Origin of the sequence: Actinoplanes sp. L3-i22 (assembly GCF_019704555.1) — a bacterium.
Classification (GTDB): Bacteria; Actinomycetota; Actinomycetes; order Mycobacteriales; family Micromonosporaceae; genus Actinoplanes.
Window position 1 is genome coordinate 5,219,131 of the sequence record NZ_AP024745.1, and the last position, 20,868, is coordinate 5,239,998.

Annotated in this window: 20 protein-coding genes; 16 read left to right on the forward strand and 4 right to left on the reverse strand. The window is 71.6% G+C overall.

The genetic code is table 11. The features are described 5' to 3' along the window. Genes L3i22_RS23215 through L3i22_RS23230 form a run of 4 tightly spaced genes read left to right on the forward strand, consistent with a single transcriptional unit; the run spans position 1 to position 4,752 of the window. A complete protein-coding gene (locus L3i22_RS23215) occupies positions 1 to 972 on the forward strand; it encodes a carbohydrate ABC transporter permease (protein ID WP_255658521.1) in 972 nt (323 codons plus the stop codon). After that, the gene (locus L3i22_RS23220; protein WP_221329048.1) at positions 969 to 1,796 is read left to right on the forward strand and encodes a carbohydrate ABC transporter permease; all 828 of its coding nucleotides are present in this window, start codon (positions 969 to 971) and stop codon (positions 1,794 to 1,796) included. Before L3i22_RS23215 ends, L3i22_RS23220 begins: the two co-directional genes overlap by 4 nt. An 8-nt stretch (positions 1,797 to 1,804) precedes the next feature. Beyond that, positions 1,805 to 3,520 (forward strand): beta-N-acetylhexosaminidase, encoded by a 1,716-nt coding sequence (locus L3i22_RS23225; RefSeq protein WP_221329049.1) that lies wholly within the window; start codon positions 1,805 to 1,807, stop codon positions 3,518 to 3,520. A gap of 11 nt (positions 3,521 to 3,531) precedes the next feature. Next, entirely contained in the window at positions 3,532 to 4,752 is a 1,221-nt protein-coding gene (locus tag L3i22_RS23230) for a hypothetical protein (RefSeq protein ID WP_221329050.1), read from the forward strand. Positions 4,753 to 4,811: 59 nt separating this feature from the next. Here the strand turns inward: L3i22_RS23230 and L3i22_RS23235 are convergent, their stop codons facing one another. Together L3i22_RS23235 and L3i22_RS23240 are read right to left on the reverse strand one after the other, a co-directional pair. After that, positions 4,812 to 5,906, reverse strand: coding sequence for a glycoside hydrolase family 19 protein (locus tag L3i22_RS23235; protein ID WP_221329051.1), 1,095 nt, complete (start codon positions 5,904 to 5,906; stop codon positions 4,812 to 4,814). A 320-nt stretch (positions 5,907 to 6,226) separates the two neighbouring features. Then, a complete protein-coding gene (locus L3i22_RS23240) occupies positions 6,227 to 7,201 on the reverse strand; it encodes a YafY family protein (protein WP_221329052.1) in 975 nt (324 codons plus the stop codon). Positions 7,202 to 7,256: 55 nt separating this feature from the next. Between L3i22_RS23240 and L3i22_RS23245 the strand changes: the two genes are divergently transcribed. Then, the gene (locus L3i22_RS23245) at positions 7,257 to 7,928 is read left to right on the forward strand and encodes an alpha/beta fold hydrolase (RefSeq protein WP_221329053.1); all 672 of its coding nucleotides are present in this window, start codon (positions 7,257 to 7,259) and stop codon (positions 7,926 to 7,928) included. 138 nt (positions 7,929 to 8,066) lie between these two features. Here L3i22_RS23245 and L3i22_RS23250 read toward each other — a convergent pair whose 3' ends face one another. Next, positions 8,067 to 8,525, reverse strand: a complete 459-nt coding sequence (locus L3i22_RS23250) for a MarR family winged helix-turn-helix transcriptional regulator (protein ID WP_221329054.1) — start codon at positions 8,523 to 8,525, stop codon at positions 8,067 to 8,069. 63 nt (positions 8,526 to 8,588) lie between these two features. On the opposite strand from L3i22_RS23250, the gene L3i22_RS23255 reads away from it, so the two are divergent. Beyond that, a complete protein-coding gene (locus L3i22_RS23255) occupies positions 8,589 to 8,957 on the forward strand; it encodes a VOC family protein (protein WP_221329055.1) in 369 nt (122 codons plus the stop codon). Between the two features lie 274 nt (positions 8,958 to 9,231). Here L3i22_RS23255 and L3i22_RS23260 read toward each other — a convergent pair whose 3' ends face one another. Further along, positions 9,232 to 10,434: an ROK family transcriptional regulator gene (locus L3i22_RS23260; RefSeq protein WP_221329056.1), complete on the reverse strand. Its 1,203-nt coding sequence runs from the start codon at positions 10,432 to 10,434 to the stop codon at positions 9,232 to 9,234. A 218-nt stretch (positions 10,435 to 10,652) separates the two neighbouring features. On the opposite strand from L3i22_RS23260, the gene L3i22_RS23265 reads away from it, so the two are divergent. The 10 genes from L3i22_RS23265 to L3i22_RS23310 all read left to right on the forward strand — a co-directional run bounded on the left by L3i22_RS23265 (position 10,653) and on the right by L3i22_RS23310 (position 20,866). Next, positions 10,653 to 11,618: a sugar ABC transporter substrate-binding protein gene (locus L3i22_RS23265; protein WP_221329057.1), complete on the forward strand. Its 966-nt coding sequence runs from the start codon at positions 10,653 to 10,655 to the stop codon at positions 11,616 to 11,618. Next, complete coding sequence (locus L3i22_RS23270; protein WP_255658523.1) at positions 11,618 to 12,349, forward strand: ATP-binding cassette domain-containing protein; 732 nt, start codon at positions 11,618 to 11,620, stop codon at positions 12,347 to 12,349. The genes L3i22_RS23265 and L3i22_RS23270 overlap by 1 nt, the downstream gene beginning before the upstream one ends. 62 nt (positions 12,350 to 12,411) lie before the next feature. Then, the gene (locus L3i22_RS23275; RefSeq protein ID WP_255658524.1) at positions 12,412 to 13,494 is read left to right on the forward strand and encodes a sugar ABC transporter permease; all 1,083 of its coding nucleotides are present in this window, start codon (positions 12,412 to 12,414) and stop codon (positions 13,492 to 13,494) included. After that, positions 13,491 to 14,387 (forward strand): ROK family protein, encoded by an 897-nt coding sequence (locus L3i22_RS23280; protein WP_221329060.1) that lies wholly within the window; start codon positions 13,491 to 13,493, stop codon positions 14,385 to 14,387. The genes L3i22_RS23275 and L3i22_RS23280 overlap by 4 nt, the downstream gene beginning before the upstream one ends. Before the next feature lie 68 nt (positions 14,388 to 14,455). Beyond that, entirely contained in the window at positions 14,456 to 15,472 is a 1,017-nt protein-coding gene (locus L3i22_RS23285; RefSeq protein ID WP_221329061.1) for a hypothetical protein, read from the forward strand. A 280-nt stretch (positions 15,473 to 15,752) separates the two neighbouring features. Continuing rightward, positions 15,753 to 16,817, forward strand: coding sequence for a lysylphosphatidylglycerol synthase transmembrane domain-containing protein (locus L3i22_RS23290; protein WP_221329062.1), 1,065 nt, complete (start codon positions 15,753 to 15,755; stop codon positions 16,815 to 16,817). 17 nt (positions 16,818 to 16,834) lie between these two features. Beyond that, positions 16,835 to 18,001, forward strand: coding sequence for a glycosyltransferase family 4 protein (locus L3i22_RS23295; protein WP_221329063.1), 1,167 nt, complete (start codon positions 16,835 to 16,837; stop codon positions 17,999 to 18,001). Further along, positions 17,998 to 18,849 carry a PIG-L deacetylase family protein gene (locus L3i22_RS23300; RefSeq protein WP_221329064.1) on the forward strand — a complete coding sequence of 284 codons (852 nt, stop codon included), beginning with the start codon at positions 17,998 to 18,000 and terminating at the stop codon, positions 18,847 to 18,849. Before L3i22_RS23295 ends, L3i22_RS23300 begins: the two co-directional genes overlap by 4 nt. 207 nt (positions 18,850 to 19,056) lie before the next feature. Further along, positions 19,057 to 20,106: a glycosyltransferase family 2 protein gene (locus tag L3i22_RS23305; protein WP_221329065.1), complete on the forward strand. Its 1,050-nt coding sequence runs from the start codon at positions 19,057 to 19,059 to the stop codon at positions 20,104 to 20,106. Positions 20,107 to 20,173: 67 nt separating this feature from the next. After that, positions 20,174 to 20,866: a type 1 glutamine amidotransferase domain-containing protein gene (locus L3i22_RS23310; RefSeq protein ID WP_221329066.1), complete on the forward strand. Its 693-nt coding sequence runs from the start codon at positions 20,174 to 20,176 to the stop codon at positions 20,864 to 20,866. Positions 20,867 to 20,868: the final 2 nt, after the last annotated feature.

The following is a 20,868-nucleotide window of genomic DNA, read 5'->3' on the forward strand; positions in this document are numbered from 1 at the left end:
GTGCCCGCGACCACCGTTCTCAAGGATGCGGCCGGCACCACGCCGGCCGCACCACCCCCGCCCGCGCGGCGGCCCGGCCGGCGCCGGCGTGACCTGGCGCCGTTGTGGCTGCTCAGCCCGGCCGGCCTGGTGCTGGCCGTGGTCACGCTCGCGCCGATCGGCTTCCTGCTGTTCACCGCGTTCACCGACTACAACCAGCGGACGCTGTTCACCGGCAGGTACTCCTACGTCGGCTTCGACCAGTTCGGCGAACTGCTCGCGGACCCCGCGTTCTGGGCGTCGCTGCTGCGCACGGTGCTGTTCACCGCGGCGATGGTGGCCGGCAGCGTGCTGATCGGGATGGGCGTCTCGCACCTGCTCACCCGGCTCGGGCTGTGGATGCGCTACACCGTCACGGTCGTGCTGATCGTGGCCTGGGCGATGCCGAACGTGGCGTCGTCGCTGGTCTGGAACTGGCTGTTCCAGCCCGGCTACGGGATCGTCAACTGGGCACTGGACCAGCTCGGGATCTTCGGGGACACCACGGATCTGAACTGGGCACAGGACCCGACCCGGGCGTACATCGCGATCTGGTTCCTGATCGTCTGGCAGGCGGTGCCGTTCATCGCACTGACGCTCAACGCCGCCGAGACGCAGGTGCCCGTCGAGTACAAGGAGGCGGCCCGGCTGGACGGCGCGACCGAGCGCGCGGTCTATCGGATCGTCGTGCTCAACCACCTGCGGCCCACCCTGCTGCTGGTCACCATCCTGTCGGTGATCTGGGACTACAACGTCTTCAACCAGATCTGGCTGATCTCGCGCGGCGGGCCCGGCGACTCGACGTCGACGCTGGGCGTGTTCACCTACAAGACCGCGTTCGTCGGCTTCCACATCGGCCAGGGCGCGGCCATCTCGGTGGTCACCACGCTGCTGCTGCTCGGGCTGACCGCGTTCTACATCCGGCGCCTGCTGAAATCGGGGGAGGACCTGTGAGGCCACGCGGCCGCTGGGCGGTCAACAGCATCGCGGCGATCTTCTGCCTGGTGTGGATCTTCCCGGTCTACTGGATGGTCAACACCGCGTTCAAGCCGCGGCCGGAGGTGATGACCGCCACCCCGCACTTCGTGCCCTACCACCCGACGGTCAGCAACTTCGTCAACGCGGTCACGCAGGAAAATTTCCTCGTCAACCTGCGCAACAGCGTGATCGTGGTGGTGTTGACCGTGGCGGCGTCGATCGTGTTGGGAATTTTCGCCGCCGCCGCGCTGTCCCGGTTCCGGTTCCGCGGCCGGCGCACCATCATGGTCGTCATCCTGGCCGTGCAGATGCTGCCCGGCACCGCCCTGCTGATCCCGATGTTCGTCATGTTCAACAGCCTCGACCTGCTCGGGACGTACGCGGCGCTGGTGCTGGCCTACGTCGCCACGGTCCTGCCGTTCTCGATCTGGGTGATGCGCGGCTTCTTCGTCGCCATCCCGGCCGAGGTCGAGGAGGCCGCCTACATGGACGGCGCCAGCACCTGGGGCGTGCTCACCAAGGTGCTGTTCCCGCTGGTCGCACCGGGAGTCATCTCGACCAGCATCTTCGCGTTCATCGCGGCGTGGAACGACTACCTGTTCGCCTACACGTTCATGCAGGACCAGAGCCGGTACACGCTGCCGGTGTGGCTGGCCTCGTTCACCAACCCGCACACCGGCACCGACTTCGGCGGGCAGATGGCCGCCTCGGTCCTGTTCTCCGTCCCGGTCGTCGTGTTCTTCCTGATCATTCAGCGCAACCTCGTCGCCGGAATGTCCGCCGGCGCTGTGAAGGGCTAGGTTCCACCTTGTTCGACTCCCGCCGGTCCACCCCTGCGGTCGACTCCAGCCGGCCCGCCTCTGTGGTCGAGTCCAGCCGGTCCACCCCTGCCGTCGACTCCAGCCGGACCACCCCTCGGCTGACCCCGCGCCCGCTCGCCCTCACCACCGATGAGGGCGAGCTCGTCCTGAGCTCCCGCAGCACCCTGTCGGCGCCCGACGAGCTCAGCGGCGTGCTCGCCTGGCTCCAGCAGGCGCTGCGGCCGGCCACCGGTCTGCCGTTCCGCGAGGCGGACGATGCCACGATCACTCTCGGTCTCGCCGACGATCTCGGCCCCGAGGCGTACCGGCTCACGGTCACCGCCGAGCGGGTGACGATCATCGGCGGCGGCGCGGCCGGAGTCTTCTACGGCTGCCAGGCGCTGCGGCAACTTTTGCCGGCGGAAATTTTCCGCCGGTCGCAGGTGGCGGGGTGGCGCTGGGCGATTCCGGCGGTGGAAATTTTCGACGAGCCGCGGTTCGTCTGGCGCGGGGCGATGCTCGACGTGGCCCGGCACTTCCTGCCCAAGCACGACGTGCTGCGCTTCATCGACCTGATGGCGCTGCACAAACTCAACACGCTGCACTGGCACCTGACCGACGACCAGGGCTGGCGGGTCGAGATCAAGAAGTACCCGCGGCTCACCGAGGTCGGCGCGTGGCGCCGGGAGAGCCAGGTCGGCGCGGTCCGCGAGTCACCGGCGGACGGTCGCCCGCACGGCGGTTTCTACACCCAGGACGACGTCCGGGAGATCGTCGCCTACGCCGCCGAGCGCTTCGTCACGATCGTCCCGGAGATCGAGTCCCCCGGTCACGTGCAGGCCGCGCTGGCCGCGTATCCGCAGCTCGGCGTCGCCGGGGTGCCGCTGGAGGTCTACACCCGCTGGGGGATCAACCGGAACATCCTCAACGTGGAGGAAAGCACCGTCGACTTCTTCCGCGACGTGCTCGACGAGGTCCTCGAGCTGTTCCCGTCCCGCTGGATCGGCGTCGGCGGCGACGAGTGCCCGCGCGACCAGTGGCGCGACGACCCGCGGACCCGGCAGCGGATGATCGAACTCGGTCTGACCCGGGAGGAGGAGCTGCAGGCCTGGTTCATCCGGCGCCTCGACGACCACCTGACCGCGGCCGGCCGGCGACTGTTCGGCTGGGACGAGATCCTCGAGGGCGACCTCGCGCCCGGCACCACCATCGCCAGCTGGCGCGGTATGACCGGCGCGGTCGCCGCCGCGCGCCGCGGCTACGACGTGGTGGCCTGCCCCGACGATCAGGTCTATCTCGACTACCGGCAGTCCGACTCGCCGGACGAGCCGATCCCGGTCTCCATCCCGCTGACCGTCGCCGACGTCTACGCCTTCGACCCGGTGCCGGCCGAGCTCACCCCGGACGAGGCGCGGCACGTCCTCGGTGGCCAGGCCAACCTCTGGACCGAGCACGCCGACTCCCCGCGCACCGTCGACTACCTGGCCTTTCCCCGCCTGTGCGCGGTCGCCGAAGCCCTCTGGAGCCCGGCCGGTGGCGACTACGCCGACTTCGCCGGCCGGCTCACCCACCATCTTCGCCGCCTCGACGCGCTCGGCGTCGAGTACCGCCGGCCCGACGGCCCGCTGCCCTGGCAGCGCCGCCCCGGCGTGCCCGGCCGCCCGGACACCCGCCAGCAGCGCGCCGCGCACATCGCGCGCCTGGTCGAGAACATCGCCCGCTGAGGGGACCACGCATGACGTTTCTGACCAGCCGCCGGGGCCTGCTGATCGTCGCTTCCAGCGCCTTCACCGGCCTGCTGACCGGCGCTTATCTTCCGACTCCGGCCAACGCGGCGCCGCGCTGGACCGCCGGGTGCAGCCCGGCCTCGGTACGCTCCGGCTTCGACTTCCTGAAGAACAAATTCGACGAGTACGGCAGTGGCGACGCCCTGCGCGTGCCCCGCAGCTACACCGGTGGTTTCTTCGAGACGCCGACCTGGACGTTCGTCAGTTCGTTCACCTACGACGACGCGCTGGTCATCCTGGCGTGGCTGGCGCGCGGGGACGTCGAGCGGGCCGTCCTGCTCGGTGACACGCTGCTCTACGCGCAGCAGCACGATCCGATCGGGGACGGGCGGACCCGGGCGTCCTATCAGCCGGACTCGTTCACGGTGCTGACCGGGACGCTCGACATCGGCTCACCGGCCGCCTACACCGGCAACCAGGCGTGGACCGGCATGGCGTTCGCGCACCTCTACGCGCGGACCGGGCAGCGGCGCTTCCTGGACGGGGCGCTGCGGCTGGGTGGTTGGATATTTTCCAACACGCTCGACGTGGCCCGGGCTCCCTACGGCTACACCGGCGGGCGCAGTGCCGACGACCAGCCGATCACGTACAAGGCGACCGAGCACAACATCGACGTCGGCGCGTTCTTCACGATGCTGGGGTCGCTGACCGGGAACCGGGTCTGGCGGGACCGGGCGAAGACGGCATTTTCCTTCGTGGCCGCGATGCAGGAATCCTCCACCGGGCACCTGTGGACCGGCACCGACCCGGACGGGGTCACCGTCAACCGTGCGCCGATCCCGGAGGACGTGCAGGTGTGGGCGTTCCTGGCGACGCTCGACGAGCGGTACCGGCGGTCGGTCACCTGGGTGCTGGACCACCTGTCCGCGTCCGACGCGGGGGTGCACGGGGTCAGCTTCAGCAACGCCGACACCAGCAAGGTGTGGCTGGAGGGGACCGGGCAGACGGCACTCGCGCTGGCGGTCCGCCGGGGCAAGGGCGACGCGTTGCTGAGCAAGCGGCTGCTGTGGAACATCTCGCAGGCCCAGGGGTCGAACGGTGGCATTCCGGCGGCGTCGAGCGACGGGTTGGACACCGGGTTCGGCGACCTCTACTACCGGAGTTTCCACACCGGGGCGACCGCGTGGTACCTGCTGGCGGCGCTGGGCAGCAACCCGTTCCGGCTCTAGTTCCGCGTTGGGGGTACGGCGCTCACGCCGTACCCCCAATTAGGTGTTGATTTTTTCTTTCAGCAGGAGAGGTTGGCGCCGGGGGTGACGCCGAGGATGCCGGTGAAGCGGTTGTAGGCGTCGACGCGGCTCTGGACCTGGGCGGGGTTGCCGCCGTTGCACTCCAGCGAGCCGTTGATGCTGCGGATGGTCTCGCCGAAGCCGCGGCTGTTGACCATGGCGTCGTGCGGGGTCATCGTGCCCGGGCCGCGCTGCGTCATCCAGTACCAGACGGCGGTCTGGTAGGCGACCGACGCCTCGTTCTTGACCCGGTCCGGGTTGTTCAGCAGGTCGATGCCGAGCGCGTCGCCGGCCGCCTTGTAGTTGAAGTTCCAGCTCAGCTGGATCGGGCCGCGGCCGTGGTAGGCGTTCTGCCCGGCCGGGCAACCGTAGGACTGGCTCCGGTCACAGTAGAGCGGCCAGTTCGCCTGGTTGATCTCCTCGACGTAGACCAGGCCGCCGGACTCGTGGTTGACGTTGGCCAGGAACGCCGCCGCCTCCTGCTTCTTCACCGTGTCACTGCCGGTGGTGGTGAACGCAGGAAACTTTTTCACAGCGTCGATCAGGCCGGCGTAGGAGTAGAAGCCGATCCGGTTCGGGAACATCTGGTTGAACTGCGCCTCGGTGACCGGGAAGCTCCCGGAGCCGGTGGGCGGCGGGGTGGTGGTGCCGCCGCCGGAGCAGCTGTAGGGCGACCAGTACCAGGTGCTGATGACCGGGTCGTAGCCCGGGTTCTCGTGCGAGGCCTGGTAGTAGAGGCCGTTGGTGTAGCGGACGATCGCGCCGGCCGCGTAGTACTGGCCCGCCACCCAGTTCGGGTAGCTGCAGGTCGCCGGGGGTGTGGTCGTGCCGCCGCCGCCACCGCAGGTGCCGTTGTCGGCCCAGACGCCGGAGCCGCCGGTGCTCGGGGTCTCGCCCTGGGTCCACCACTTGGCGGTCCAGTTGTGGCTGCTGTACGAGGCGGTCATGCCACCGGTGTACACCTGCGAGCTGCTGTACGCGGTGACACAGGCCGCGGCGGCGTTCGAGGCGGTCATCGGCAGCAGGGCAGCGGCGGCGCCGGCGATGGCGACACTCACCGCGGCCAGGATCGACACAAGCCGTCTTCTGGGCATAGTTCACCTTCCGTACGTCGGGGACGTACTGGCTGGAGAGGGGATGAGAGGTACATCGACTCAACTAGATGCCGGGGGATGCCGTCAAGCTATCTGTTAAGAAACTTCAAGAATTGTTGCGGGGCGTAGGGATCGGGAGTGCCTGCGAGCCTGACCGAGCACGCGCGGTGCCGCTGCGGTGACGAATATCGGCCGGGGGTGCCGCGGTGCGGCCGGGGTCCCCCGCGGCGCGCCGAAGAAGTTGGTTTCTTTCCTCCGTCCACCGGCTTGGGCAGCGCGTCGGTGAATCGAGCGGCGCTGCCGGTCCGGCAGGGTGGCGGTCAGCCGGCCTGGTCCGGCTGGTCCGGTGGCGGGGAGGGGAGGGCGGCGGTGAAGCGGGCGGCGACGGTGGCGACTGCGGCGTGTAGTTCTGGGCCGGCTTCGACGGTGAAGTCGACCGGGATGGTGGCCAGCCACTCCTGTGCGTACATCGCCGGATTGCGGGTGCTGCCGACCAGGACGCATCGGTCGCCGGCCGGCTCCAGCATGCCCATCGGTGCCCGGATCCAGGGTGCGACCTGCTCGAACGCCGCGTGGAACACGATTCGCACCGGGTACTGCCAGCCCTTGCCGAGATTTTCCTCCAGGACCGCTACCGGATCGAGCCCGTCCGGTGGCACGAACGGGTGCGGCGTCTGCCGGACTCCGCGAATCCGGTCGATCCGGTAGGTGCGGATCGCGTCGGCGCGGTGCGAGTGGCACAGCAGGTACCAGCGGCCGAACCGGACCACTACCGCCCACGGGTCCACCTCGGTCTCGAACTCCCCGCCACTCCCGGCGCGGTAGGCGACGATCACCCGCCGCCGTTCGGCGACGGCGGCCACCAGCGTGCTCGCGGTGGCCGGATCGGTCCGGGCCGCGGTCGGATCAGGAGCAATCGCGGCGTACGACCGGAGCGCCGCGGCCTGTCGGGCCACGCCCTCCGGCAGTGCCCGGATCACCTTCCCGAGCGCGGCACCCACCAGCTCGTCCGAGTTGCTCGCGTCCAGCACCGCCATGACCAGTGCCAACGCCTGCTCGGCGGTGAAAGTTACCGGCGGCAGCCGCATGCCGCGCCCGACCCGGTACCCGCCGTACGGCCCGCGTACCGACTCGACCGGGATCCCGGCCTCCCGAAGGATTTCGACATAGCGGCGCGCGGCCCGTTCGGTCATGCCGAGCGCGGTCGCCAGCTGGGCGGCGGTCGTGCCGGGCCGCGCCTGCAGGATCTCCAGGGTCTGCAGCGCCCGGGCGGTCGGACTCGATCCGTTCGGCATCCCGCGAACGGTACCGGAAGCCGATCGTCCGGAATGCGCTCTAGATTCGCTCCCCATGAGCGAAGAAAACATCCTTCTCGTCGGTGGCCTGTGGCTTCCGGCCCGTGCGTGGTCGGACGTCGTCACCGAGTTGGCCGGGCGCGGCCGCGTCGCGGTGCCGGTGACCCTGCCGGTCGGCCGGGACGACACCCTCGACGATCAGGTGAACGCGGTGCTGGCCGCCGTCGACGCCGCACCGGGCCGGACCGTCGTCGTCGGCCACTCGGCCGCCGGCACGCTTGCCTGGGCCGCGGCCGACGCGCGCCCGGACCGGGTCGCCAAGGTGGCGATGATCGGTGGCTTCCCGAGCGAGGACGGCAAGAAGTACGCGGACTTCTTCGAGATCACCGACGGTGTCATGGCGTTCCCGGGATGGGTCCCGTTCGAGGGTGCCGACGCCGCCGACCTGGACGCGACCGCCCGCGCGGCGTTCGCCGCGGCCGCCGAGCCGGTGCCGCAGGGGGTCGCGCAGGGCGTCGTCCGGCTGACCGACGATCGGCGCTACGACGTGCCGGTGACCCTGATCTGCCCGGAGTTCACCCCGGCCGAGGCCCGCGACTGGCTGGCCGCCGGCGAACTGCCCGAGCTGGCCCGCGCCAAGCATCTTGACCTGGTCGACATCGACTCGGGCCACTGGCCGATGCTGACCCGCCCCGCCGAGCTGGCCACCCTGATCGCGGCCCTTTAGGGGCTGTCCCAGGAGCGGTCCTAGGAGCGGGTGGCCTAGGAGCGGGTGGCCTAGGAGCGGGTGGCCTAGGAGCGGGCGGCCCAGGACCGGGCGGCCCAGGACCGGGCGGCGGGGGCGAGCCTCAGGAGGAGGAGGGGGCTACGAGCCGGCGCTGGTGTCGCGCAGGGAGTGGATCATGCTCTGCAGGACTTGGAAGGCGGCTGTCTGCTCCGGCCCGGTCAGGCCGGCCAGCATTCTGACCTCGACGGACCGGACCGCCGCGGACGCCTTCTCCAGGAGCTGCCGCCCCTGCGGAGTGAGCCGCGTGGGAAGAACCTTTCCCACCGGCGCCTCCGCCGGCCTGGTCACGTAGCCCTCCCGCTCCAGGGCCTGGAGCAGCACGTTCATCGACTGCCGGGTCACGAACGCGCCCCGGGCCAGCTCGGAGTTCGACAGGCCCGGCCGTTGCGCCAGCAGTTCGAGGCAGGAGTAGCGGGTCACGTTCATCCCGAGCGGCCGCAGCACCTCCTCCATCGCCGCGCGCAGGGCGCTCGACGCCTCTTTCAGCAGGTAGCCCAGGGAAGTTTCGAGATCTACGCCGGCCCCGTCTTGACTCATGTCAGGATTCTGACATAGCCTCGTCCATGTCAGCAAACTGACACGACAAGAAGGAGCAGCATCATGCCCGTCACCGGCCCCGACTTCATCTCCCTGCAGGCCCGCGACCTGGACGCGTCGCAGGCGTTCTACGAGCGGTACCTCGGGCTGGTCCGCTCGCCGGCCGGCCCGCCGCACGCCGTCGTCTTCGAGACCAAGCCGATCGCCTTCGCCCTGCGCGGCATCGTTCCCGGCACCGACCTCGACTCGGCCGCTCACCCCGGCATCGGCGCCGCGATCTGGCTGCACGCCACCGACGTCCAGGCCATCCACGACGCGCTCACCGCCGACGGCCACACCATCGTCGCCGCGCCGATCGACGGCCCCTTCGGCCGCACCTTCACCTTCGCCGACCCGGACGGCTACCGGATCACCCTGCACGACCGCGCCTGACCGGCCGGACCGCCGTCCGCTCGGACCCGGTTGGCAGCGGAAGCGTGGTCGGGTGCGACCGATCCGAGGAAGGTTCGCGGCCCAGCAGTCGATCGACCCGCCCGGGCTGCTGGGTAGTGGAGGGGTCGGGCTGCCGGGTGGTGGGCGAGGCGGCCTGCCGGGTGGTGGGCGAGGCGGCCTGCCGGGTGGTGGGCGAGGCGGGCTGCCGGGTGGTGGGCGAGGCGGGCTGCCGGGTGGTGGGCGAGGCGGCCTACTGGGTGGTGGACGGGCCGGGCTACTGGGTGGACGGGGCGGCGCGGCTCAGGACCAGGTCGTGGGCGGCGGTGAGGCCGGACGCGATCGCGCCGAGCAGCACCCCGTCGGTGCCCAGCGTGGAGACCTCGATCCGCGGCGGCCGCAGCGCGACCAGGCTGACCAGCCGGTCCCGCAGCGGCCCGGTCAGCAGGTCACCGGCGTGCCCGCCGAGGCCGCCGCCGAGGACGACCAGTTCCGGGTCGAGGACCGCGGTCACCCCGGCCAGCGCCCGGCCCAGGTAGTCGATCTCCCGGTCGACGGTCTCCAGCGCGGCCGGGTCGCCGGCCCGGGCGGCGTCCAGCACCTCCTTGGCGGTGGTGGCGGAGAGCAGGCCGAGCCGCCGGGCGGTGGCGACGACCGCGCCGGCCGAGGCGACCGACTCGAAACCGCCGCGGCGGCGGGACTCCGGCTGGTCGAGCAGCGGGTCGCCGTCGCCGACCGGCAGGTAGCCGACCTCGCCGGCGGCGCCGCGGGCACCCCGGTACAGCTTGCCGTCGATCATGACGCCCATGCCGGTGCCGGTGCCGATCGAGACGAACACGAAGTGCCGGACGTCGCGGCCCAGGCCGTACCGGGCCTCGCCGATCGCCGCGAGGTTGGCGTCGTTCTCCACCACGTACGTCGCCTTGGTGATGTCGCCGAGCTGGGTGAGGCTGTCGGGTCGTTCCCAGCCGGGCAGGTTCGGCGCGAGGTGCAGCGAGCCGTCGGACTTGTCGTGGATGCCGGGGGTGCCGTAGACCGCCAGGGTGATGTCGGTGCGGGTGATGCCGGCGGCCGCGGCCAGCTCGTCGGCGAGCCTGGTGAGCTGGGCGACCAGGTCCTGGTCGGAGGAGCCGCGGGAGGGCTCCTCCTTGCGGGCGACGATGGTGCCGACCAGGTCGGCCAGGGCGGTGCGGACGAACGCCCGCCCGATGTCGACGGCCAGGACATAGCCGGCCTCGGGGCACACCTCGTACAAAAGTGCTGATCTTCCTGCCGGGCCGGCCCGGCGGCCGACCTGCCGCAGTAGCCCGGCGTCCTCGAGGTTGTTGAGGGTGATGCCCACGGTCGGTTTGGACAGCCCGGTGATCCCGGCGAGTTCCGGGCGGGACGCCTTGCCCAGGCGGAAGACCTCGGCGAACACGGCTCGCTCGTTCATCACCCGGAGGACGGCCGTGGTACTGGCGGTCGCACTGCTCTGCACGGGACCAGGCTGCCACACGCCTTCGTAAACTTCACTAACGAATTTCGTAAGGGTCATTGCCAAACGCACCGAGAGCGCGCCACGATGCTCCTCAATCCCCTTGGAAAGAGGTGCCCGTGAGAGCAATCAGCTTCGCCGTCGCCACGCTGCTCCTCCTCGGCGCGTGTAGCGCCGGGGACAAAAACGACAAATCGGGCAGCGACTCAAAAACTATCGCCATGTTTTTGCCTGAATCCAAGACCACCCGCTACGAGGCGTTCGACCGGCCGCTGTTCGAGGCCAAGGTCAAGACCCTGTGCGCGGACTGCAAGGTGCTCTACTTCAACGCCGACCAGGACGCCGCCAAGCAACAGCAGCAGGTCGAGGCGGCCCTGACCCAGGGCGCGAACGCCCTGGTCCTGGACGCGGTCGACGCCAGCGCGGTGGCCTCCCTGGTCAACCAGGCCAAGCGCGCCAAGGTCCCGGTGATCGCCTACGACCGGCTGATCTCCGGCATCACCTACGACTACTACGTCAGCTTCAACAACGTCCGGGTCGGCGAGATGCAGGGCCAGGCGCTGCTCGACGCGCTCGGCAAGAACGGGACCACCGACAAGGGCCAGATCGTCATGATCAACGGCTCGCCGACCGACCCCAGCTCGGCCGACTACAAGACCGGCGCGCACAACGTGCTCGACGGCAAGGTCAAGATCGGCCGCGAGTTCGACACCCCGGACTGGAGCCCGGACAAGGCCCAGCAGGAGATGGAACAGGCGATCACCGCGCTGGGCCGGGACACCGTCACCGGCGTGCTGTCGGCCAACGACGGCATGGCCGGCGGCGCGATCGCGGCGATCAAGCGGGCCGGCTACGCCAAGCTGCCGCCGATCACCGGGCAGGACGCCGAGCTCGCGGCGGTGCAGCGGATCCTCACCGGCGAGCAGTACATGACCATCTACCTCGACATCCGCAGCGAGGCCGAGAAGGCCGCCGAACTGGCCGTCGCGGTCGTGCAGAAGCAGACCCCGCAGGCGCCGACGCAGGTCGACAACAAGACCGGGCAGATCCCGTCGTTCCTGCTCGACCCGATCGCGGTCACCGCCGACAAGGTCAAGGACACCATCGTCAAGGACGGTTTCTACCAGGCGGCCGACATCTGCACGGCGCCGGTCAAGGCCGCGTGCGACCGAGAGGGCATCAAGTAGTGCTCTCCGCCAGCCACGTCTCCAAGCGCTACGGCGCGGTCCAGGCTCTCGACGACGTGAGCCTGGACCTGGCCCCCGGCGAGGTCGTCGCCCTGGTCGGCGACAACGGCGCCGGCAAGTCCACCCTGGTCAAAGTGCTCTCCGGGGTGGTCATTCCGGATCAAGGTCAACTTCAGAAAGACGATTCGCCGGTACGGATGAGCACACCGCACGACGCGCAACAGCTGGGCATCGCCACCGTCCACCAGGACCTGGCCCTGTGCGAGAACCTCGACGTGGTCGCCAACCTGTTCCTCGGCGCGGAACGTTCCCGCTGGTCGGTGCTGCGCCCGATCCGGATGGAACGCGCCTCGCGGGACCTGCTGACCTCGCTCGACGTGCGGATCCGGGACATCCGGGTGCCGGTGGCGATGCTCTCCGGCGGGCAGCGCCAGTCGGTGGCCATCGCCCGGGCCCTGGTCGCCGACCCGAGCGTGGTCATCCTGGACGAGCCGACGGCCGCGCTCGGCGTCGAGCAGACCGCCCAGGTCCTCGACCTGATCCGGCGCCTGCGCGACCACGGCCTGGCCGTGCTGGTCATTTCCCACAACCTTGCCGACGTACGGGCGGTCAGCGACCGCATCGTCGTCCTGCGACTGGGCCGCAACGCCGGGGAGTTCCGGACCGCCGAGTCCACCCCGGAGGCAGTCGTCGCCGCCATCACCGGATCCAGCACGGGAGACATCGCATGACGGCGCTGGCGCGCTTACGCCGTACCGAAATCGGATCTTGGCCCGTGGTCCTGGGTTTGGTCTTGATCGCGATCGTGTTCGGCTCGCTGAACGACCGGTTCCTGTCCGCCGAGAACCTCACCAACCTGGCCCTGCAGATGGCCGCGACCGGCACGATCTCGCTCGGCATCATCATGGTCGTGCTGCTCGGCGAGATCGACCTGTCGGCCGGCTCGGTCAGCGGCCTGGCCGCGGTGATCATGACGATCCTGTCGGTCAACCACGGCTGGAACCCGCTCGCCGCGATCGTGGTGGCGCTGGCCGGCGCGGCGCTGATCGGGCTGCTGCACGGGTGGATGTTCACCCGGCTCGGCATGCCGTCGTTCGTCGTCACGCTCGCCGGGCTGATCGGCTGGCAGGGGCTGATGCTGTACCTGCTGGGCAGCGGCGGGACGATCAACCTGCCGTTCGACGGGTTCGTCGCCACCCTCAGCGACACCTGGCTGGCCACGCCGGTCGCCTGGCTGATCGTGGTCCTGATCGTCGGCGTCCGCACCGCGAGTGCGCTGATCACCCGCCGCCTGCGGATCGCCGCGGACCTGCCGGTCACGTCCACGATCCGGACCGCGCTGGGCCTCGGCGGGCTCGCGATCGCGCTGGCCGCCGTCGTGCTGATCCTGTCCGCCGACCGCGGCGTCCCGCTCCTGCTGATCATCTTCGCGACCCTGGTGGTCGGGCTGGACCTGGTCCTGCAGCACACGCTGTTCGGCCGGCACATGTACGCGGTCGGCGGCAACGCCGAGGCGGCCCGGCGCGCGGGCATCAACGTCACCCGGATCCGGCTGATCGCGTTCGCCGCCAGCTCCACCCTGGCCGCCGCCGGTGGCATCCTGGCCGCCAGCCGGCTGGCCGCGGTCAACCAGAGCTCCGGCAGCAGCGACACCCTGCTGATGGCGATCGCCGCGGCGGTGATCGGCGGCACCTCGCTGTTCGGCGGGCGCGGCCGGGCCTACGCCGCGCTGCTCGGCATCGTCGTCATCCAGGCGATCACCAACGGCATGCTGCTGCTCAACGTGGACTCGTCGGTGCGTTACATGGTGACCGCCGCGGTGCTGGCCGTCGCCGTCGCGCTGGACTCCCTGGCCCGCCGGGGCCAGCCCCGATGACCGGCGGAAAGGTCCTGGCGATCGACTTCGGCGGCACCAAGATCGCGATCGCCACCGCGGCCGTGGGCTTCACCGGCGGCCGCCCGGACACCGTGGTGCGCCTGCCGACGCTCGGCGCGGCCGGCGCCGAGCAGGCCGTCCGCCGCGCGTTCGACGCCGCCCGGACCCTGCTGGCTGGTCCGGCGGCGGCCGGTGTGTCGACCTTCGGCGTGCTCCGCGACGGGCGGGTCCACCTGGCCCCGAACGTGCCCGGCTGGGACGGGATGGCCCTGCCCGCCCTGCTCCGGGCCGAGTTCGGCGACGCGCCGGTCGCGATCGACAACGACGTCAACGCGGCCGCCTCGGCCGAGCTGCGCTGGGGCGCGCTGCGCGGGGTCGACACCGGCCTCTACGTCAACCTGGGCACCGGGCTGGCCGCCGCGCTGGTGGCCGGCGGCCGGGTGCTGCCCGGGGCGCACGGGGCGGCGGGGGAGATCGCCTACCTGCGGGACCGGGACACCGACGGGTACGCCGCGGACGGCGCCGCCCCGATGGAGGACGTGGTGTCCGGCGCGGCCCTGGCCCGGCGCGGCTCGGCGCTGCTCGGCCGGCCGGTGACCGCGGCCGAGCTGTTCCCCCTCGGGGCCGACCCACGGGTCGCGGCGCTGCTGGACGAGACGGTGGCGACGCTGTCCCGGACCATCGCCAACCTGTGCGTGATGCTCGACCCGGAACGGGTGGTGCTGGGCGGCGGGATGATGGGCGCGGCCGGGCACCTCATGCCCCGGGTGGAGGCGGTGCTGCGCAGGTCGGTGCCGTTCGCGCCGGCGCTGGTCGAGGCCCGGTTCGTCGACGACGCGCCGCTGGTGGGGGCGTTGGCGCTGGCTCTGGAGTGCGCTTCCGGCGAGTTGTGAAGATCTCATGTAGACAGATCGGAACGGGGTTGCCCGGGTTTTCGGGGCCATGCAAGATCATGGATGTGATGACAACGGGGATCCGAACTCATTCCGGTGTACGGGTGGCCGCGCTGGCCTTCCTCCTGGCCTTGCCGCTGGCCGGCACGCCCGCGCTCGCCGCCACCACGGCGCCGGCCGTCGACGCCGACCTCAACGGCGACAATCTGCCCGACCTGGTCGCCGCCGGCGGTGCGCACGGGCTCGCCTCGGGCCTCTGGCTCGCGGCGGGCGCCGGGGACGGCACGCTGGCGTCCGCGGTCGACGTGGGCTCGCACGGCAACGGGGTGTTCAGCCCCGGTCAGACGGGGAGCCCGGCCGACTTCGACGGGGCCCAGGTCGTGACCGGGCGCTTCACCGGGCGGTCCGTGCAGGACGTGCTGGTCTACTACCCGCAGGGGCGGAACGCCGGTGGGGCGGTCATCCTGCACGGCAACGGGGACGGCTCGCCGTTCCTGACCGAGACCGACGGCAGCTACTCCAACATCAACGCGGGGACGTTCAGCGGCACCGACTACAGCGACTGGCAGCAGATCCACAGTCCGAGTCAGCTGGTCAACGCCGGTCACCACGCGTCGGCGTACTACCCGGATCTGGTCGGGGTCGCGGGTAAGGACGACGGCAGCAGCTTCCTGACCTACTACCCGAACTACAGCGGCGGGTACGCGGACCTGGTGCCGCTGACGGTTCCGACGCCGACCGGGGGCAGCGACTGGAGCAGCTGGACGCTGGCCTCGGCGCAGACCGCCGGCGGGACCGCGCTGTTCCTGCGGCAGGCCGGGAGCGGGGCGCTCTACCTGTGGAACGACTTCGTGCCCGCCGGGGACGGGACCGCGACGTTCACGTCGTACCTGCTCTCCGGCAGTTTCCACACCGGCGAGGACGTCACCCTGTACGCCGGGGACATCGACAGCGACGGCACCGGCGACCTCTGGACCGTGAGCGACGGCGCCGAGGCCACCGCGTGGCTGGTCACCGACCTGGACAGTGCCGCGTCCACCGGGGTCGTCACCGCCCGGCCGGCCCAGCAGCTGCCCACCGCCTGACGCCGCGGTCCGCTGGTCGGACGATCGAAGACGGCGGCGCCGCCGGAGCGTTGAGCCCCGGCGGCGCCGCCGTCTTCGGCGTTGGGGAACGGATCCGCGGTGCTGTCCCGGGCGCCGGCTTCAGCGTTCTTTCAGGCTGCGCTGCGGATCATGAGGCTCTGCCGCGATGCGCGGCAAACGGCCGTCCGGACTCCACGGCGCCGGTACGGTGACGGAGATGGGACAGACGTCGTGACCTGGATGTTCAGCCGGCGAACGCGCCGGGACGTGGGCCGGGACCATGGACCGCTCCGTCGATAGCCCGGTCGCCGGACCGCGGGTCCCGGTCCGTCGCCTGCTCCTGCTGCTGGCCGGCGTGCTGGTGGCGTACTGGGCGGCCCGGCACGCGTCCGCGGTGGGGTTGTCCTGGTCCGCGGCGTGGCAGCTGATCAGGGAGCTGCCCTGGCGGTGGTCGGTGGGGCTGGGCGTGGTGTGGCTGGTGGGTCTGTGGGCGCACACGCTGGTGCTGACCGCATCGATGCCGGGGCTGTCGCACGGGCGGGCGTTGTCGCTGAACCTGTCGGGAAGCGCGGTGTCGAACGTGCTGCCGCTGGGCGGGGTCGCGGGGACCGTGCTGAACCTCGGCATGGTGCGCGGCTGGGGACACACCGGTGCGGACTTCGCCAGGTTCGTCGTCGTGTCGAAGGCGTGGGACCTGGTGGCGAAGTTGACGATGCCGCTGGTCGCGGTCCTCGCGTTGCTGTCGTGCGGCGCCGTCGAAACCGGCCGGCACCGGGCATTGCTGCTGGTGGGCGCCGCGGCCGGGGCGGCCGCCGGGATCCTGGTGGTGGCCGCGCTCGCGGGCCGCGCCGGGGTGCTGCTGAAGGCCGTGACGCTGTCCGAGCGACTGTCGATCTGGTGCGGGCGCCGACTCGGGCGGGTCCGGGCGCCGGCGTGGACCGCGCAGGTGACCGGGCTGCTGGACGGGGCTGATCAGCTGGTGCGCCGCCGGTGGGGCCGGCTCAGCGTGGGAATGGCCGGCTACTGGCTGCTGCAAGGTGCGCTGCTGTGGCTGTGCATGGTGGCGGTGGGGGTGCACGCGGCGGTCGCCGTGGTCTTCGCCGGGCTGGTCGTCGAACGGTTGCTGACCCTGCTCGCGATCACTCCGGGCGGCGCCGGGCCGGTCGAGGCCGGGACGGTCGCGGCGCTGATCGCCCTGGGTGTCGACCCGACCGGTGCGCTGGCCGGAGTGCTGCTCTACCGGGGTTTCATCTTTCTGGCCGAGATTCCGGTCGGGGGGCTCGCCACGCTGGTGTGGCTGATCACCCGCCGCCTCGACGCACGTCGGACCGCGCGAGTCGCCTGAACCGAAAGACACCGTCCATGCGTATCGCTCACGTCACCGACGTCTACCTGCCGCGACTCGGCGGCATCGAATTGCAGGTACGGGACCTGGCGCTACGCCAGCGGGCCCGGGGCCACGAGACAACGGTGATCACCACCACGGCCGCCGGCCCGGGCTCGCCGGTCGGCACGGCACACCCCGGCGGTCTGCCGGTGGTGCGGCTGGGCGCGGACCGGTTCGATCTCGGTCCGGGCCTGGGTCCGTATCGCACCAGACCCGGCCGGGCCGTCCGCGAGGTGCTGGCCGCACTGCGGGTCGACCTGCTGCACGTGCACGTCTCGGCGTTCTCACCGCTCGGGTGGGCGGCGGCCCGGGCGGCGGCGGCCGCCGGGCTGCCCACGGTGGTGTCGGTGCATTCGATGTGGCACGACGTCGCCCCGCTCATGCGCCGCTACGCCCGGTGGCACGCGGCCGCCTCGTGGCCCGTCGTGTGGGCGGCGGTCAGCAGCGCGGCGGCCTCGGCGGTGCGGGAGGTCCTCGACGGCGTACCCGTGGCGGTGCTGCCCAACGGTATCGACCCGGCCGAGTGGCTGATCCCGGCCCACCGGCCCGTCGCCGCCGTTCCCACGCTGGTCAGCGTCATGCGGATGGTGCGCCGGAAACGGCCGAGGGAGCTGCTGCGCGCGCTGCTGGCGCTGCACGCCGCCGGCCCCGGGCGATTCCGGGCGGTGCTGGTCGGTGACGGCCCGCTGCTGCTGAGCCTGCGCCGGGAACTCGCCGCGGCCGGAGCCGGCACCGGGATCGAGTTGACCGGCGCGCTGGACCGCGGCGCCATCCGGACGCTGCTCGCCGCCTCCGACGTCTACCTGGCGCCCGCGCCCCGCGAGTCGTTCGGGATCGCGGCGCTGGAGGCGCGAAGCGCCGGCCTGCCGGTCGTGGCCCGGGCGGGCGGTGGGGTCGCCGACTTCGTCCAGCACGGGGTCGAGGGCTGGCTGGTGCGTTCCGACGGCGAGCTGCGGGCAACTGTCGCATCGCTGCTCGACGATCCGGGGCGGATCGCGAGCGTCGCCCGCCACAACCGGGCCGTCGCGCCCCGGGTGCACTGGAACGGCGTTCTCGATCGGGCCGGAGCCCTGTACGAGACCGCCGCGCAACGACAGGGCGCCTGGTCAGGTGGGGCCCGCCTGCTCGGCAGCGCCACGTGAGCGGGGACCGGACCGCCGGTGGCCGGCGCTTCACGGTGGTCGCCTTCCACGCCCACCCGGACGATGAGACCCTCCTCACCGGAGGCACGCTCGCCCGGATCGCCGCCGAGGGGCATCGCGTCGTGCTCGTGGTGGCGACCCTGGGTCAGGCCGGCCTGGCCGACCAGCCGCACGGTGACGCGCTGGCCGATCGGCGCCGGGCGGAGCTCGTGGCGGCCGCGTCCGTGCTGGGCTGCGCCCGGGTGGCGACCCTGGGTCATCTCGACTCCGGGTTGCACGGCGACTACCGGCCGGCCCCGGACAGCGGGCCCGGCGGGGCACAACGGTTCGCCGACGTGCCGGTGGAGGTGGCCGCGGCCGGGCTGGCCGAGATCCTGCGGCAGGAACGCGCCGACGTGCTGACCGGCTACGACCGGCACGGCGGTTACGGCCATCCGGATCATGTTCAGGTACATCACGTCGCCGCGCTGGCCGCGCGCCTGGCCGGGACGCCGCTGTTGCTGGAGGCGACCATCGACCGCAGGTCGCTACGGCCGGTCCTGGCACTGCTGCGGGTGGCCGGCCGGCTGTTGCCGGGACTGCCGCTGGGCGCCGCCGGCAGCGTGTTCACCGCGCACGCGGAGCTGACCCACGTGGTGGACGTACGACCGTATCTGGGGCAGAAGCGGGCCGCGATGCGCGCCCACGCGAGCCAGGCGGAGGGTGGCCGGGGCCCGCGCACCCTCGCCGTCCTCAGCCGGCTCCCCGGGCCGCTGTTCGCGGCGCTCGCCGGCCGTGAGTGGTACCGGGAACCCGGCCGGACCCCGGGGCACCCGCTCGCCACCGACATTTTCGCGACGTTGCGCTAACCGGCCGGCTCGCTGTTCAGCTCTCCTTCAGCCGCCGGGCCATAGCGTCGGCGCGCTTGCCGGTGACTGCCTGTCACCCGAGCTGTCCACTGTGCCGACCCACTCGCTCTGCCGCGGCCACCACGTGCGCGTCGGGCGACCGACACCTCGGAGCGCCGTGATGCTCGTTCTGCGCGCCTTTGCGCCGACCTCTGCCCAGGTCCGCCCATGACCCTGCTCACCGTCATCGTTCCGGTCCATCGAGTCGAGGACTTCCTGCGGCCCTGCCTGGACTCGATCCTGGACCAGGCCTGCGCCGACGTCGAGGTGATCGCGGTCGACGACTGCTCGCCCGACGGCAGTGGCGCGATCCTCGCCGGGTACGCCGCTCGCGACCCGCGGCTGCGGGTGGTGTCCCTGCCGGTGAACGTCGGTCTCGGCCCGGCCCGCAACGCCGGCCTCGAGCTCGCCTCCGGCGAGTACGTGTGGTTCGTCGACAGCGACGACTGGCTGGCGCCCGGCGCGCTGGCCGAGGTCGCCCAGCGGCTGCGCGAGACGGACGCCGACGTGCTGGTGACGGGGTACGACCGGGTGCACTGGACCGGCCGGGTCGACCCCGGCACGGCCGGCGCCCTGCTCGCCGCGGCCCCGGTGACGTTCACGGTCGAGCAGTGGCCCCGGATCCTCGACGTGCTGCACGTGGCGTGGAACAAGGTGGTCCGCCGTGAACTGCTGGTCGAGCTGGGCCTCACCTTCGGCCCCGGATGGTACGAGGACGTCTCCTTCACCTACCCGATCCTGCTGGCCGCGCGGCGGATCACCGCCCTGCCCCGGGCCTGTGTGCACTATCGGCAGCGCGAGACCGGTGGGATCACCCGGACGGTGAGCGACCGGCACTTCGAGATCTTCGACCACTGGGAACGTACCTGGCGGCTGGTCGACGAGGTGGCGCCGCCCGGCGACGCGATCCGCGGGCTGCTCTTCCGCCGGATGATCTGGCACTACCTGCGGGTGCTGATGAACGCGTCGCGGGTGCCGGCCGGCTCGCGTGCCCGTTTCTTCGACCGGATGGCCGGGCACTATCGGTCGTATCTGCCGCCCGGCGGCTATCCACCGCCGGCCGGCGGGGACCGCCTGCGTCATCGCCTGGTGGCCGCCGGGTCCTACCGGTCGTTGCGGGTGCTGAACGTGGCGCTGCGCTGGGTCCGGGCGGCGCGCCGGCGGTTCCGGCGGCCGGCGCCGGCACCTCGACTTGCGGCTAGTAGACCAGTCGTCTAACGTTCGGGGCGTGGCCAAGGCGGCCACCCGGGCACCGCAAGGCGCGCGGCGAACGAAGGGTTCTGTGATGAACGTTCTGATCGTTCTGACCTCCCACGACGAGCTGGGCAGCACCGGCCGCAAGACCGGCTTCTGGCTGGAGGAGCTCGCGGCGCCGTACTACCGGCTCGAACAGGCCGGCGCCACGATCACCCTCGCGTCGCCGAAGGGCGGCCGCCCGCCGCTGGACCCGAAGAGCAACGAGCCCGACTCGCAGACCGACGACACCCGCCGCTTCGAGGCCGACCCGAAGGCGTCCGCCGCGCTGGACTCGACGCTGGTGCTGGGCACGGTCGACCCGGCCGACTACGACGCGGTCTTCTACCCCGGCGGCCACGGCCCGCTGTGGGACCTGGCCGAGGACCCCGACTCGATCAAGCTGATCGAGGACACCCTGCGGGCCGGCAAGCCGGTCGCGCTGGTCTGTCACGCCCCCGGCGTGCTGCGGCACGTCACCGACCCGGACGGCACGCCGCTGGTGCAGGGCCGCCCGGTCACCGGCTTCACCAACAGCGAGGAGGCCGCGGTCGGCCTGACCGACGTGGTGCCGTTCCTGGTCGAGGACGAGCTGACGGCCAAGGGTGGCGTCTACTCCAAGGGCGCCGACTGGGGCTCCTACGTGGTGCGCGACGGCCTGCTGATCACCGGCCAGAACCCGGCTTCCTCGGCCGGGGCCGCCGACGTCCTGGTCACCGTGCTCGGCGAGCTCGCCAAGGCCTGACC

Excerpts from the sequence above, each read along its gene's own strand:
- L3i22_RS23285 (WP_221329061.1), top strand. The coding sequence starts at position 14,456 with ATGACAACGGGGATCCGAACTCATTCCGGTGTACGGGTGGCCGCGCTG.
- L3i22_RS23305 (WP_221329065.1), top strand. The coding sequence starts at position 19,057 with ATGACCCTGCTCACCGTCATCGTTCCGGTCCATCGAGTCGAGGACTTC.
- L3i22_RS23240 (WP_221329052.1), bottom strand. The coding sequence starts at position 7,201 with ATGCCGAACGGATCGAGTCCGACCGCCCGGGCGCTGCAGACCCTGGAG.
- L3i22_RS23280 (WP_221329060.1), top strand. The coding sequence starts at position 13,491 with ATGACCGGCGGAAAGGTCCTGGCGATCGACTTCGGCGGCACCAAGATC.
- L3i22_RS23265 (WP_221329057.1), top strand. The coding sequence starts at position 10,653 with ATGTTTTTGCCTGAATCCAAGACCACCCGCTACGAGGCGTTCGACCGG.
- L3i22_RS23245 (WP_221329053.1), top strand. The coding sequence starts at position 7,257 with ATGAGCGAAGAAAACATCCTTCTCGTCGGTGGCCTGTGGCTTCCGGCC.
- L3i22_RS23290 (WP_221329062.1), top strand. The coding sequence starts at position 15,753 with ATGGACCGCTCCGTCGATAGCCCGGTCGCCGGACCGCGGGTCCCGGTC.
- L3i22_RS23310 (WP_221329066.1), top strand. The coding sequence starts at position 20,174 with ATGAACGTTCTGATCGTTCTGACCTCCCACGACGAGCTGGGCAGCACC.
- L3i22_RS23295 (WP_221329063.1), top strand. The coding sequence starts at position 16,835 with ATGCGTATCGCTCACGTCACCGACGTCTACCTGCCGCGACTCGGCGGC.
- L3i22_RS23235 (WP_221329051.1), bottom strand. The coding sequence starts at position 5,906 with ATGCCCAGAAGACGGCTTGTGTCGATCCTGGCCGCGGTGAGTGTCGCC.
- L3i22_RS23250 (WP_221329054.1), bottom strand. The coding sequence starts at position 8,525 with ATGAGTCAAGACGGGGCCGGCGTAGATCTCGAAACTTCCCTGGGCTAC.
- L3i22_RS23255 (WP_221329055.1), top strand. The coding sequence starts at position 8,589 with ATGCCCGTCACCGGCCCCGACTTCATCTCCCTGCAGGCCCGCGACCTG.
- L3i22_RS23230 (WP_221329050.1), top strand. The coding sequence starts at position 3,532 with ATGACGTTTCTGACCAGCCGCCGGGGCCTGCTGATCGTCGCTTCCAGC.